11 protein-coding genes and 1 pseudogene are annotated in these 12,663 nt (G+C 73.6%); 1 reads left to right on the plus strand and 11 read right to left on the minus strand.

The features are described from left to right. Nucleotides 1-261 precede the first annotated feature (261 nt). Complete coding sequence (locus tag ABD198_RS17115) at nucleotides 262-1,680, minus strand: RsmB/NOP family class I SAM-dependent RNA methyltransferase (RefSeq protein WP_344002091.1); 1,419 nt, start codon at nucleotides 1,678-1,680, stop codon at nucleotides 262-264. A gap of 75 nt (nucleotides 1,681-1,755) precedes the next feature. Next, nucleotides 1,756-2,688 carry a methionyl-tRNA formyltransferase gene (gene fmt / locus ABD198_RS17120; RefSeq protein ID WP_344002094.1) on the minus strand — a complete coding sequence of 311 codons (933 nt, stop codon included), beginning with the start codon at nucleotides 2,686-2,688 and terminating at the stop codon, nucleotides 1,756-1,758. 293 nt (nucleotides 2,689-2,981) lie between these two features. Here fmt and ABD198_RS17125 point away from each other — a divergent pair, with 293 nt between their 5' ends. Continuing rightward, a complete protein-coding gene (locus ABD198_RS17125) occupies nucleotides 2,982-3,530 on the plus strand; it encodes a hypothetical protein (protein WP_344002097.1) in 549 nt (182 codons plus the stop codon). 136 nt (nucleotides 3,531-3,666) lie between these two features. Here the strand turns inward: ABD198_RS17125 and ABD198_RS17130 are convergent, their stop codons facing one another. From ABD198_RS17130 to ABD198_RS17170, 9 genes and pseudogenes are all read right to left on the minus strand, one after another. Further along, on the minus strand, nucleotides 3,667-5,820 hold the full coding sequence (locus ABD198_RS17130; protein WP_344002101.1) for a primosomal protein N': 2,154 nt from the start codon (nucleotides 5,818-5,820) through the stop codon (nucleotides 3,667-3,669). A gap of 169 nt (nucleotides 5,821-5,989) precedes the next feature. Further along, nucleotides 5,990-6,199 (minus strand): annotated as a pseudogene (locus ABD198_RS30730) (primosome assembly protein PriA); the annotation flags it as partial. Between the two features lie 110 nt (nucleotides 6,200-6,309). Continuing rightward, nucleotides 6,310-7,518, minus strand: a complete 1,209-nt coding sequence (gene metK, locus ABD198_RS17140; protein WP_344002103.1) for a methionine adenosyltransferase — start codon at nucleotides 7,516-7,518, stop codon at nucleotides 6,310-6,312. Nucleotides 7,519-7,755: 237 nt separating this feature from the next. Next, entirely contained in the window at nucleotides 7,756-8,958 is a 1,203-nt protein-coding gene (coaBC, locus tag ABD198_RS17145; RefSeq protein ID WP_344002105.1) for a bifunctional phosphopantothenoylcysteine decarboxylase/phosphopantothenate--cysteine ligase CoaBC, read from the minus strand. A 111-nt stretch (nucleotides 8,959-9,069) separates the two neighbouring features. After that, nucleotides 9,070-9,342, minus strand: a complete 273-nt coding sequence (gene rpoZ, locus ABD198_RS17150) for a DNA-directed RNA polymerase subunit omega (RefSeq protein ID WP_004933985.1) — start codon at nucleotides 9,340-9,342, stop codon at nucleotides 9,070-9,072. Between the two features lie 62 nt (nucleotides 9,343-9,404). Then, a complete protein-coding gene (gene gmk, locus ABD198_RS17155) occupies nucleotides 9,405-9,998 on the minus strand; it encodes a guanylate kinase (RefSeq protein WP_344002110.1) in 594 nt (197 codons plus the stop codon). 37 nt (nucleotides 9,999-10,035) lie between these two features. After that, nucleotides 10,036-10,359, minus strand: coding sequence for an integration host factor (locus ABD198_RS17160; RefSeq protein ID WP_344002112.1), 324 nt, complete (start codon nucleotides 10,357-10,359; stop codon nucleotides 10,036-10,038). Nucleotides 10,360-10,612: 253 nt separating this feature from the next. After that, entirely contained in the window at nucleotides 10,613-11,458 is an 846-nt protein-coding gene (pyrF, locus tag ABD198_RS17165; RefSeq protein WP_344002115.1) for an orotidine-5'-phosphate decarboxylase, read from the minus strand. After that, nucleotides 11,455-12,561, minus strand: coding sequence for a quinone-dependent dihydroorotate dehydrogenase (locus ABD198_RS17170; protein WP_344002118.1), 1,107 nt, complete (start codon nucleotides 12,559-12,561; stop codon nucleotides 11,455-11,457). The genes pyrF and ABD198_RS17170 overlap by 4 nt, the downstream gene beginning before the upstream one ends. Between the last annotated feature and the right edge of the window lie 102 nt (nucleotides 12,562-12,663).

Consider the following 12,663-nt stretch of genomic DNA (forward strand, 5'->3'; position numbering starts at 1 on the left):
AGCCGGAGGCACGGACGCCGGCAGGCCATCGTCGGCAGCACGCAAGCCGGAGGCACGGACGCCGGCAGGCCATCGTCGGCAGCACGCAAGCCGGAGGCACGGACGCCGGCAGGCCATCGTCAGGGCGGGCGAGCCGGAGGCGTGGACGCCGACGGCGACCGTCAGCGCCCTATGAGCCGGAGGCACGGCCCCTGACGGCGGTCGGCGCCGTCAGCCGCTCCCCCGGAAGAGCACGTCCGCCGCCTCCCCTCGGACGCGCCGTCAGCCCGTCCGGCGGATGAGCGCCAGGTACATCGCGTCGATGCCGTGCAGATGCGGCCACAGCTGGACGTCGGGGCCCTCGCCCAGGTCCGGCACGCCCGGCAGCAGCGGCCGGGCGTCGATCAGCTCGGTCTCCGGGAACTGCTTGAGCAGGTCGGAGACGACCGCGCGGGTCTCGGCGAGGTGGGGCGAGCAGGTGGCGTAGCCGACCACGCCGCCGACGCGCACCGACTCCAGCGCGGTGCGCAGCAGCCCCCGCTGGAGCGGCGCGAAGCCGTCCAGGTCCTCGGGGCGGCGCCGCCAGCGGGCCTCCGGGCGGCGGCGCAGCGCACCGAGCCCGGTGCACGGCACGTCCACGAGCACCCGGTCGAAGCTGCCGGGCCGCCAGGCCGGGCGGGTCGCGTCGGCGGCGACCACCTGGTAGGGGCCTGGGTTCCCGGACAGTGCGCGGGCGACCAGGCCGGCGCGGTGCGGCTGCTTCTCCGAGGCGAGCAGCATCGCGCCCCGCTCCGCGCCGAGCGCCCCGAGCAGCGCGGCCTTGCCGCCGGGTCCGGCGCAGCCGTCCAGCCACAGCCGGTCGCGCCCCTCCACCGGGGCACCGGCCAGCGCGAGCGCGACGAGCTGGCTGCCCTCGTCCTGCACCCCGGCCCGCCCCTCGGCCACGGCGGGGACGGCGCCGGGCTCACCGCCCTCGGTCAGCCGCACCGCGTACGGGGACCAGCGCCCCGGCTCCGCGGCCTCCTCGGCGAGCAGTTCCTCGGTCGCGGCGCGTCCGGGCCGGGCGACCAGGGTCACCTCCGGCCGTTCGTTGTCGGCGCGCAGCAGTTCCTCGATCCCGTCGCGCCCGCCGCCCAGGGAGTCCCAGAGCGCGGAGACCACCCAGCGCGGGTGGGAGTGGACGACGGCGAGATGGTCCTCGGGGTCCTCCTCGTAGGGCGGCGCGACCCGCTCCAGCCAGCGGTCGAGATCGTGCTGGGCGACCTTGCGCAGCACCGCGTTGACGAACTTGGCGCGGCCGTCGCCGAGCACCACCCGGGCCAGCTCCACGGTGGCCGACACGGCGGCATGGGTGGGGATCCGCGTGCCGAGGAGCTGGTGGGTGCCCAGGCTGAGCACGTCCAGCACCGGCGGGTCGACCTCGCGCAGCGGGCGGTCGACGCAGTCCGCGATGATCGCGTCGTAGGTGCCCTGCCGGCGCAGCGTCCCGTACACCAGCTCGGTGGCGAGGGCCGCGTCCCGCCCGTCGAAGTCGCCCTTCTCGCGCGCCTTGCGCAGCAGCGGCGGCAGCACCAGGTTGGCGTAGGCGTCCCGCTCGTCCACGGCCCGCAGGGCCTCGAAGGCGAGGATGCGGACGGGGTCCTTCTTGGGCCTGCGGTAGGGCTTGGCGGGCCTGCGGGGCCGACGGGGCTGGTCGCTCACGAAAAGGTGCTCCGGATGTGGGTCGAAGTGCGCCCTCCAGCCTACGGGGTCGGCGCCCGGCGGACCGCCGCGGCCTCAGCCGCCGACCCGCTCCCCGGGGGCGATGCGCACCCCGCGCGCCCAGTCCGCCGCCCGCATCGGCTTCCTGCCCTGCGCCTGCACCCAGAGCAGCTCCACGGCGTGCGAACCGGTGCCGACGTACACGTCGTTCTTGCCGGCGGAGATCTCGCCGGGGGCGAGGTCGGTGCGCTCCGGCGCGGGACGCACCTGGATGAGCTTGAGCCGCTCGCCGCGGAAGGTCGTCCAGGCGCCGGGGGCGGGCGTGCAGCCGCGCACCACCCGGTCGACGCGCAGCGCCGGGGCGCGCCAGTCGACGTGGGCGTCCTCGACGGTGACCTTGGGGGCGTGGCTGACGCCCTCGGCGGGCTGCGGTACGGCCTTCAGGGTGCCGTCCTCGATGCCGTCCATGGTCGCGGCGAGCAGTCCGGCGCCGGCGAAGGCGAGCCGGGTGAGCAGGTCGCCGCTGGTGTCGGTGGGGCGGATCTCCTCGGTGACGGTGCCGTACACCGGTCCGGAGTCGAGGCCCTCCTCGATGAGGAAGGTGGTGGCGCCGGTGATCTCGTCACCCGCCATCAGCGCGTGCTGCACGGGAGCCGCGCCGCGCCAGGCGGGCAGCAGGGAGAAGTGCAGATTGACCCAGCCGTGGGTGGGGATGTCGAGCGCCTCCCTGGGCAGCAGGGCACCGTAGGCGACGACGGGGCAGCAGCCGGGCCCGATCTCCTTCAGCCGCTCCAGGAACTCCGGGTCGCGCGGCCTGACCGGCTTCAGCACCTCGATGCCGGCCTCCTGGGCGCGCTCGGCGACGGGAGAGGCGACCAGCCTCCGTCCGCGCCCCGCCGGGGCGTCGGGCCGGGTGACGACGGCGGCCACCTCGTGCCGTTCGGAGGCGAGCAGGGCGTCCAGTGCGGGAACGGCGACCTCGGGGGTACCGGCGAAGACGAGCTTCATGGGCTGGGCAGGGCCTCTCGGGCGGGGTCGGTGGGCAACGCACAAGTCTATGGGGCGAGCGGGCGCGGACCGCACCGACACCGTCGCCGGACGCGCCTGTGGACCGGCGTCCGGCGGCCGGGAGATGCGTGCGGGACCGGGCGGCGCGGCCGGCGGAGAAGGCAGCGCCCGCATATGCCGCCACGCCCCCACCCCGTGACCCGGGGAGCCGAAACGCGTTGGTCAAGAAAGAGTTGACCACATCGAGCCCCTCGGGGCTCATCCCTTTCAACGCCGGTTCGAGAGGCTTGTTCATGGCCGACCACGCAACCCACGACGCCCAGGCTCGGGCCAGCCTGCACTTGCTGGTGCGGGACATCGAGCGGGTCCGCCGGCAGGTGGACGCACTGCGCACGCTCACCGCCCAGCTGGGCAATGTCTACCGCCCGCGCCGCTCCGGCCCCTCCACGGGCTTCGTCGTCTACGGACGCGCGCCCGCCCCGACCGTCCGCCTCGCCCAGGAACTCAGGGACAGCGTCGAGACGCTGGTCACCGCGGCCGTGGACTTCGACCGCTCGCTCGGCTTCTCGTGGGACGCGGTGGGTTCCGCACTCGGCGTCACCAAGCAGGCCGTGCACCGCCGTTACGGCTCCCGCCGCGCCTCGGCGCGGACCCCTTCCACCGCGGAGTCCGACCGCACCCCGGAACCGTCGACCCCCCGCACGGTCAATGTCGGCGCCGGTGTGTCCACCGTGCCGACGGTTCCCGCCGCCCGCTCCATGCCCACCCAGCCGACCGCGGGCAGCCCCGCGCTGCGCGACGACTCACGCCCCTCGACGTTCCCCGCCCCGCGCAACGGCTGACCCACCACCAACTCCCCCGCCCTCCCGGCCGCACCGCCGCCGGGAGGGCGTTCTCTTCACGCGACTGCGCGCAGCAGGAACTTCACCCAGCAGGAACTTCACGCACAGGAACGGCCGAGCCCCGCTCCCCCGCGCCTCAGCCGATGTCCGGAGGGTCGATCCGTACCCACACCGGATCGTCGTTCCCCCGTGCCATGCGGGCCGCCTGAGCCGTCTTCAGGGCGGCGGCCAGCGCGGCTCCCCGGCCCGGCGGTACCCGGACCAGCGCCCGCTCCCAGTGCTCGCCGGGCGGCGGCGCACCGGGCCGGCGCGGCCTCCCGACAGGCGTGACCGGCAGCGGGACCGGCCCCAGCACCTCGGCCTCCTGCGGGAGTTCGACGGCACGCAGGAAGCCCGCCACCGCCTGCGGGGGGCCGGAGACCGCCGCCATCCGCGACACCGGCGGGAAGCGCAGCTCCGCCCGGTCGGCGAGTTCCCGCACGGCGTGTCCGACCGGGTCCCATCGCACCAGCGCCTGCACGGGCCGCAGGGTCGGCTCGGCGACGACCACCACGGTGCCGCCCGCCGGCTGCGGGCGCACCAGCGCCGCCGCGCCGATCCAGCGGCGCAGCGCGTCCTCCCCGGCCCGCAGGTCGGGCCGGTTGAGCATGGCCCAGCCGTCCAGCAGCAGGGCCGCCGCGTAGCCGCCCTCGGCGACCGGTTCGGCGCCCGGCGTGCTGACCACCAGCGCGGGCGTCCCCGGCACCGTGTCCAGCACATGCTCGCGCCCCGAGGTGCGCACCGGCACCGCGGGAAAGGCCCGCCCCAGTTCCTCGGCGGTGCGCCGTGCCCCCACGACCTGGGCCCGCAGGCGGAAGCCGCCGCACTCGGGGCAGTGCCAGCCGCCCTCCTCACGCCCGCACCAGCCGCACCGCAGATCGGCGGAGCCGGACGCCTGCGCCTGAAGCGGACCCGAGCAGTGCCGGCACCGGGCCGGCGCCCGGCAGGTGGTGCAGGCCAGCCGCGGGACATACCCCCGCCGGGGCACCTGCACCAGCACCGGGCCGTGCTTCAGGCCCTCCCGCGCGACCTGCCAGGCGAGGGTCGGCAGGCGGGCGGCGCGTGCCGCCTCGTCCCGGGCGAGGTCCGCATCGCTCACGGTGCGCACCAGCGGGGCCGCGGCCCGCACCCGGTCCCGCCCGGCGATCAGCGGCCGGGCCCAGCCGGTCTCCACCAGCTGCGCGGCCTCCACCGTGCAGCTCCAACCGCCCAGCAGGAAGCCGCACTTGTCCTGGGCGGCGCGCAGCAGCAGCACCTCCCGGGCGTGCGGCTGCGGGGCGTGCTGCTCACTGTGGCTGTCGTCGCCGTCGTCCCAGACGGCCACCAGACCGAGATCCCGCACGGGCGCGAACATCGCCGCCCGGGTGCCCACCACCGCCCGCACCGAGCCCCGGCGGACGGCCAGCCACTGCGCGTACCGCTTCTCGGGGCCGGCGTCGGCGGTGAGCACCGCGTGCCGTCCCTCGCCGAGCAGCGCGGTGAGCGCCGCGTCCACGCGGGCGACGGCGCGGTAGTCCGGCAGGACGACCAGGGCGCCCCGTCCGGAGGCCAGCGTGGCGGCGACGGCACGGGCCAGTTCCTCGCTCCACTGCGGGCCCGGCAGGGCCTGCCACACGGCCCGTGGGGCGCCTCCGGCCGCCAGCGCCTCCAGGAACGCGGGCCCCTGCTCGTAGCGGGCCCAGGACCCCGCGGAGGGCGCCGGGGGCGGGGGCAGCGGCTCCGGCGAGGGGCGCCGCTCGGCGCGGGCGCTGCGCGGGGGCACGGCGAGCTGCAGCACATCGGCGAGGCTTCCGGCGTACCGGTCGGCGACGGCGCGGGCCAGCCCCAGCAGCTCGGCGTCGAGCACCGGCTCGGGCGAGACCACCTGGGCCAGTGCCGCGAGCGGTCCCGAGTAGTCGGACTCGGCGAGCCGCTCCACGAGGAACCCGTCGATCAGTCCCCCGCCCTCACGGCGTCCCTCGCGCACCCGGTGCCGTCCGGCGCCGAAGCGGACCCGCACCCGCACTCCCGGCTGGGCGTCGGCGTCGAGCTCCTCGGGGACGGCGTAGTCGAAGTACCGGTCGAGATGGAGCACGCCCTTGTCGACGAGCACCCGGGCGACGGGCAGGTGCGGGGCGAGCTTGGCGCCACGCCAGGTGCGCGGCTTGGCCCGGGGCTCCTTCGCCTTGCGCACGCTCTCCCGGATGAGCGCGAGCTGCTCGGGCGGCACGGGCTCGCCCTTGCCGTCCGCCTGTCCGTTCTCGCTGCTCACGCTTGCATTCTTACCAAACGGCAGTGACAGCGGCGCCGGCCCGAGATCCGGCCGGATGCGGACAACGAACGCCGTGAGGCGCTTCTGCCTTGGGCCGCTCGGCCATACCGGTCCACGACCGGCAGCAGGATTCGAACCTGCGAGGGGACTTCCCCGGAAGTATCCGCGCCCATCGCACCAGCGCCTGCACGGGCCGCAGGGTCGGCTCGGCGACGACCACCACGGTGCCGCCCGCCGGCTGCGGGCGCACCAGCGCCGCCGCGCCGATCCAGCGGCGCAGCGCGTCCTCCCCGGCCCGCAGGTCGGGCCGGTTGAGCATGGCCCAGCCGTCCAGCAGCAGGGCCGCCGCGTAGCCGCCCTCGGCGACCGGTTCGGCGCCCGTGCCTCAGCCCGCCACGGCATGTGCGGCCCCGTGAGCAGCGCCGAGGCCCGGCGCCCCTCGTAGGGACGCCGGGCCTCGGTGAGACGCTCGGGTGCTGCCCGCGGGCCTTACAGCCCGGCCGCCTGGCGCAGTGCGTCGACGCGGTCGGTGCGCTCCCAGGTGAAGTCGGGCAGCTCACGTCCGAAGTGACCGTACGCGGCGGTCTGGGCGTAGATCGGGCGCAGCAGGTTCAGGTCGCGGATGATCGCCGCCGGGCGGAGGTCGAAGACCTCGTCGATGGCCTGCTCGATGCGCTCGGTGTCGACCTTCTCGGTGCCGAAGGTCTCGACGAACAGACCCACCGGCTCGGCCTTGCCGATCGCGTACGCCACCTGCACCTCGCAGCGCGAGGCCAGCCCGGCGGCCACCACGTTCTTGGCGACCCAGCGCATGGCGTACGCGGCCGAGCGGTCGACCTTGGACGGGTCCTTGCCGGAGAAGGCACCCCCGCCGTGCCGGGCCATGCCGCCGTAGGTGTCGATGATGATCTTGCGGCCGGTCAGGCCCGCGTCACCCATCGGGCCGCCGATCTCGAAACGGCCGGTGGGGTTGACCAGCAGACGGTAGTTCTCGGTGTCGAGCTTGATCCCGTCGTCCAGCAGCGCCTTGAGCTCGGGCTCCACGACGAACTCGCGGATGTCGGGCGCCAGCAGCGAGTCCAGGTCGATGTCGGAGGCGTGCTGCGAGGAGACCACCACGGTGTCCAGGCGGACCGCCTTGTCGCCGTCGTACTCGATGGTGACCTGCGTCTTGCCGTCCGGGCGCAGGTAGGGGATGGTGCCGTTCTTGCGCACGTCGGACAGCCGCTTGGACAGGCGGTGCGCCAGGAAGATCGGCAGCGGCATCAGGGTGGGCGTCTCGTCGGTGGCGTAGCCGAACATCAGGCCCTGGTCGCCCGCGCCCTGCCGGTCCAGCTCGTCGTCGTCGCCCTCGACGCGGGCCTCGTAGGCCGCGTCGACACCCTGCGCGATGTCCGGGGACTGCGACCCGATGGACACCGACACACCGCAGGAAGCGCCGTCGAAGCCCTTCTTCGAGGAGTCGTAGCCGATCTCGAGGATCTTGTTGCGGACGAGCGTCGCGATGTCCGCGTACGTCTTGGTGGTGACCTCGCCGGCCACGTGCACGAGACCGGTGGTGATCAGAGTCTCGACCGCGACCCGGGAGGTCGGGTCGTCGCGGAGCAACGCGTCGAGGATGGTGTCGCTGATCTGGTCAGCGATCTTGTCGGGGTGACCCTCGGTCACGGACTCCGAGGTGAAGAGACGACGGGACACAACGCTCCCTGGGGTTGCAGCGGCTGCTGGCTGATCATGGGCGGACGGCGGGGGCTGCACCCGGCGCCGTCCGTGGAACAGTTTACGGGTCGCGCAAGGACAGGGGCGCCCCCGTCTCGCCTCTCGGGAGCGCTGTGACCTGCGGCACGGGCATTCTGCCCAGCAACGGGTGGTGTTGACCAGAGGCGCCACGCCCCGGTGAGCGTGGTTTCGGACGGCCGGACGGCGTACCCGGGCTCATCCGAGACGTTCGGCCACCAGGTCCCACACCGTGTCGGCCAGTACCTCCTTGGGGCCGTGGGCGACCGGCGTCTCGCTGCCGTCGGCGCCCAGGATCACGGCCTCGTTCTCCTCGGAGCCGAAGGTGCGGCGCTCCCCCACCTCGTTCACCACGAGCAGGTCGCAGCCCTTGCGCTTGAGCTTGCTGCGGCCGTTGGCGAGGACGTCGTCGGTCTCGGCGGCGAAGCCGACGATCACCTGTCCGGGGCGGGGCCGGTCGGCGGAGATCTCGGCGAGGATGTCGGGGTTGCGGACCAGGGTGATGGGGGCGGGCTCCTGGTCGTCCCTCTTCTTGATCTTGCCGGTGGCGTAGGCGGCGGGGCGGAAGTCGGCGACGGCCGCTGCCATGACCACGGCGTCGGCGTCGGCGGCGGCCCGCAGCACCTCCTCGCGCAGCTGCACGGCGGTGCCCACGGACACCACGTCCACGCCGGCCGGGTCGGGCAGGGCGGTGTTGGCGGCGATCAGGGTGACCCGGGCGCCCCGGGCGGCGGCGGTGCGGGCGAGGGCGTAGCCCTGCTTGCCGGAGGAGCGGTTGCCGAGGAAGCGGACGGGGTCCAGGGGCTCGCGGGTGCCCCCGGCGCTGACCACGACGTGCCGGCCCTTGAGGTCGGGCCCGGTGACGCCGCGGGCCAGCACCCGGCGGCACACCTCGAAGATCTCGGCGGGCTCGGGCAGCCGGCCCTTGCCGGTGTCCACGCCGGTGAGGCGGCCGACGGCCGGCTCGATCACGACGGCGCCGCGGGCGCGCAGGGTGGCCACGTTGTCCTGGGTGGCCGGGTGCTCCCACATCTCGGTGTGCATGGCGGGGGCGAACACCACCGGGCAGCGGGCGGTGAGCAGGGTGTTGGTGAGCAGGTCGCCGGCGAGGCCGTGCGCCGCCTTGGCCAGCATGTCGGCGGTGGCCGGGGCGACCACCACCAGGTCGGCCTGCTGGCCGATGCGCACATGCGGCACCTCGTGCACGTCGTCCCAGACCTCGGTCGCCACGGGGTTGCCGGAGAGCGCGGACCAGGTGGCGGCCCCGACGAACTTCAGCGCGGAGGCCGTGGGCACGACGCGGACGTCGTGTCCGGACTCCGTCAGCCTGCGGAGCAGCTCGCACGCCTTGTACGCGGCGATGCCGCCGCTGACTCCCAGAACGACCCTCGGCTTGTCCACCGTCTCTCCCCGGACCTCGGAAATGTGCGACCACCACCCATGAGACACCACAGGCCCGGCAGACGTGCTGCCGGGCCTGTGGAAAAGTCAGCGAAGACCAGCTGATACGACTTACTGACCGGGGCCCTCGACGGCCTCGGAGGTCAGCAGTCCCGCGTTGATCTCGCGCAGGGCGATCGAGAGCGGCTTCTCGTGGACATGGGTGTCGACGAGGGGACCGACGTACTCGAGGAGACCCTCGCCGAGCTGCGAGTAGTACGCGTTGATCTGACGGGCCCGCTTGGCCGCGTAGATCACGAGGCTGTACTTCGAGTCGGTGGCCTCGAGGAGCTCGTCGATCGGCGGGTTGATGATGCCCTCGGGCGCGGAGATGGAAGAGGACACGCTCTACCTTCCGATGGATGGGGATTCGGTCTCGGTGACCGCCGACGACGATTCGGCAACGATCACACGACGTTCATCAAGGCTAGCAGCTCATGGGCGACGTCCTCGACGGAGGTGTTGACCAGGGTGACGTCGAACTCCGGCTCGGCCGCCAGCTCCGTCCTGGCGGCCTCGAGCCGGCGCTCGATCACCTCCGGCGGCTCGGTGCCCCGCCCGGTGAGCCTGCGCACCAGCTCCTCCCAGGAGGGCGGAGCCAGGAAGACCAGCTGTGCGTCGGCCATGGACTCCCGCACCTGCCGGGCGCCCTGGAGATCGATCTCCAGCAGGACGGGCACGCCCGCCTCCAGGTGCTCGATCACGGCCGCCCGGGGCGTGCCGTAGCGGTTGCCGGCGAACTCGGCCCACTCCAGCAGTTCACCGTTGGCGATCAGCTTGTCCATCTCCTCGTCGGTGACGAAGAAGTAGTGGACACCGTGCTGCTCACCGGGACGGGGCTTGCGGGTCGTCGCCGACACCGAGAGCCAGATCTCGGGGTGTTCCTTGCGCAGATGAGCGACGACCGTGCTCTTGCCGACCCCCGAGGGGCCGGAGAGCACGGTCAGTCGCGGACGTTCGTCCGGGGGCACGGGGGACGTCCCCCGGGGTGTTGCAGCCATGCGGCGATTATTCCAGCAAAGCCGGGGTGCCCGGGAATCAGGACCCGTTGCCGCCGAACTCACGCTCCAGGGAGGCGATCTGGTTGGACCCGAGACCCCGGACGCGGCGGCTCTCGGAGATGCCCAGTCGCTCCATGATCTGCTTGGCGCGGACCTTGCCCACGCCCGGCAGCGACTCGAGCAGGGCGGAGACCTTCATCTTGCCGATGACGTCGTTCTCCTGGCCCTGCTTGATGACCTCGTGAAGAGAGGCGCCGGAGTGCTTGAGTCGATTCTTGACCTCGGCCCGCTCCCGGCGAGCCGCGGCGGCCTTTTCGAGCGCGGCTGCGCGCTGTTCAGGGGTAAGGGGCGGAAGAGCCACGCCTACGTCACCTCGGATGTCGAACTGTCGGATACGGACCGGTGAGGAACCTAGTCGCCCCACACCTGGGGAGCCACGAGCAACACGCTTGCCCGTCCTCTCGTCGGAGACTAGCGGTCAACTCCGCAAGAGTCAGCGAGAACAGCGGAAAAGTCCTGGTCAGCCTCCGGCAGGACGGACATTGAGGACATCTTGCCCCGGATTTGTGAAGGTATCCATACCTGAGCGGCCCTCCGTGAACCTTGTGAGAGGCTCAGACCGCGCCCACCGCGGCCCTGACCTCGTCCGCGAACCGGTCCGCGGCGTCACGCAGTGCAACCATGCGGGGACCGTGGCGCAGCACTCCCCGGCTGACGTTCGGCACCACATTGCGCACCGCGGCGCCGAAGACCGCCGGAAGATCGGCCGCCTTCGCCCCCTGGGCCCCGATGCCGGGCGCCAGCAGCGGGCCGTTGATGTCCAGGTCGTACGACGACAGGTCACCCAGCGTGGCGCCGACCACCGCGCCGAAGGACCCCAGCGGCTCCTCCCCCGCGTTCTCGGCCGACAGGTGCGCGAGCATGGTGGCGCCGACGGTCCGCCCGTCCGGCCGCACCGCGTGCTGCACCTCGCCGCCCTCCGGGTTGGAGGTCAGGGCCAGCACGAACAGGCCCGTGCCGCTCTCCCGGGCCAGGGCGACGGCCGGGCTGAGCGAGCCGTAGCCGAGGTACGGCGAGACGGTGAGCGCGTCGGAGAACAGCGGCGCGTCCTTGCGCAGGAAGGACTCGGCGTAGGCGGCCATGGTGGAGCCGATGTCGCCGCGCTTGGCGTCCATCACCACCAGCGCGCCGGCCTCCCGCGCCTCTCGCACCGTCTTCTCCAGCACGGCGACGCCGCGCGAGCCGAAGCGCTCGAAGAAGGCGCTCTGGGGCTTCAGGACCGCCACCCGGTCGGCCACCGCCTCCACGACGGTGCGGCTGAACCGCTCCAGGCCCGCCACGTCGTCGTTCAGGCCCCACTCGGCCAGCAGGGAGGCATGCGGGTCGATGCCCACGCACAGCGGTCCGCGTTCGTCCATGGCCCGGCGCAGCCGGGCGCCGAAGGGCTGGAGTCCGCTCATCGGGAGGTCCTCACGTCGGCGCCCACCGCGTCGGCGAGCGTGGCGTACGGGCTGGTGCGCAGCCGCGCGGCGAGCCCCTTGTGGATGGAGCGTGCCCAGAAGGGGCCCTGGTAGATGAACCCGGTGTACCCCTGGACCAGCGTGGCCCCGGCCAGGATCCGCTGCCAGGCGTCCTCGGCGTTCTCGATGCCGCCGACCCCGACCAGGGTGATCCGGTCGCCCACGCGGGCGTACAGGCGCCGCAGCACCTGCAGGGAGCGCTCCTTCAGCGGGGCGCCGGACAGGCCGCCGGTCTCCTTCACCAGCGCGGGGTCGGAGCGCAGCCCGAGTCCCTCGCGCGCGATGGTGGTGTTGGTGGCGATGATCCCGTCCAGGCCGAGGCCGACCGCGAGGTCGGCGACGGCGTCGATGTCCTCGTCGGCGAGATCGGGGGCGATCTTGACCAGCAGCGGGACCCGGCGGCCCGGCACGCTGCGGTCGGCGGCCCCGCGGACCGCGGTCAGCAGCGGCCGCAGCTGATCGACGGCCTGGAGGTTCCGCAGGCCCGGGGTGTTCGGCGAGGAGACGTTGACGACCAGGTAGTCCGCGTACGGCGCCAGGCGCTCGGCGGACTTCACGTAGTCGGAGACGGCCTCCTCCTCGGGCACGGCCTTGGTCTTGCCGATGTTGACGCCGACGACCGCCTTGAAGACGGGCCGGCGGGAGGCGAGGCGGGCGGCGACCCGCAGCGAGCCCTCGTTGTTGAAGCCCATGCGGTTGATCAGGGCCCGGTCCTCGACCAGGCGGAACAGCCGCTTCTTGGGGTTGCCGGGCTGCGCCTCCCCGGTGACGGTGCCGATCTCGACGTGGTCGAAGCCGGTCATGGCCAGGCCGTCGATGCCGACGGCGTTCTTGTCGAAGCCCGCGGCGAGGCCGAAGGGGCTGTGCAGCCGCAGCCCCAGGGCCTCGGTGCGCAGCTCCCGGTAGCGGGGCGCCAGCACGGCGGCGACGATGGTCCGCAGCACCGGCACGCGGGCCACCAGGCGGATCCAGCGGAAGGCCAGCTGGTGGGCCTGCTCGGGGTCCATGTGCCGGAAGACCAGGCGGAAGAAGAGCTGATACATCTCGAGTCCTCACACTGAGGGGGGACGCCGCTCCCGGCGTCCCCCCTCATCGGCGGCTAAGGGTCCGCGCCCGGAAGGGGCGCGGGGAACTGACCGACCAGC

Source organism: Streptomyces thermocarboxydovorans (assembly GCF_039524635.1).
Classification (GTDB): domain Bacteria; phylum Actinomycetota; class Actinomycetes; order Streptomycetales; family Streptomycetaceae; genus Streptomyces; species Streptomyces thermocarboxydovorans.

Coding starts and splice junctions, on each gene's coding strand:
- fmt (WP_344002094.1), bottom strand. CDS start 2,688: ATGAAGCTCGTCTTCGCCGGTACCCCCGAGGTCGCCGTTCCCGCACTG.
- ABD198_RS17125 (WP_344002097.1), top strand. CDS start 2,982: ATGGCCGACCACGCAACCCACGACGCCCAGGCTCGGGCCAGCCTGCAC.
- gmk (WP_344002110.1), bottom strand. CDS start 9,998: ATGGCTGCAACACCCCGGGGGACGTCCCCCGTGCCCCCGGACGAACGT.
- pyrF (WP_344002115.1), bottom strand. CDS start 11,458: ATGAGCGGACTCCAGCCCTTCGGCGCCCGGCTGCGCCGGGCCATGGAC.
- ABD198_RS17170 (WP_344002118.1), bottom strand. CDS start 12,561: ATGTATCAGCTCTTCTTCCGCCTGGTCTTCCGGCACATGGACCCCGAG.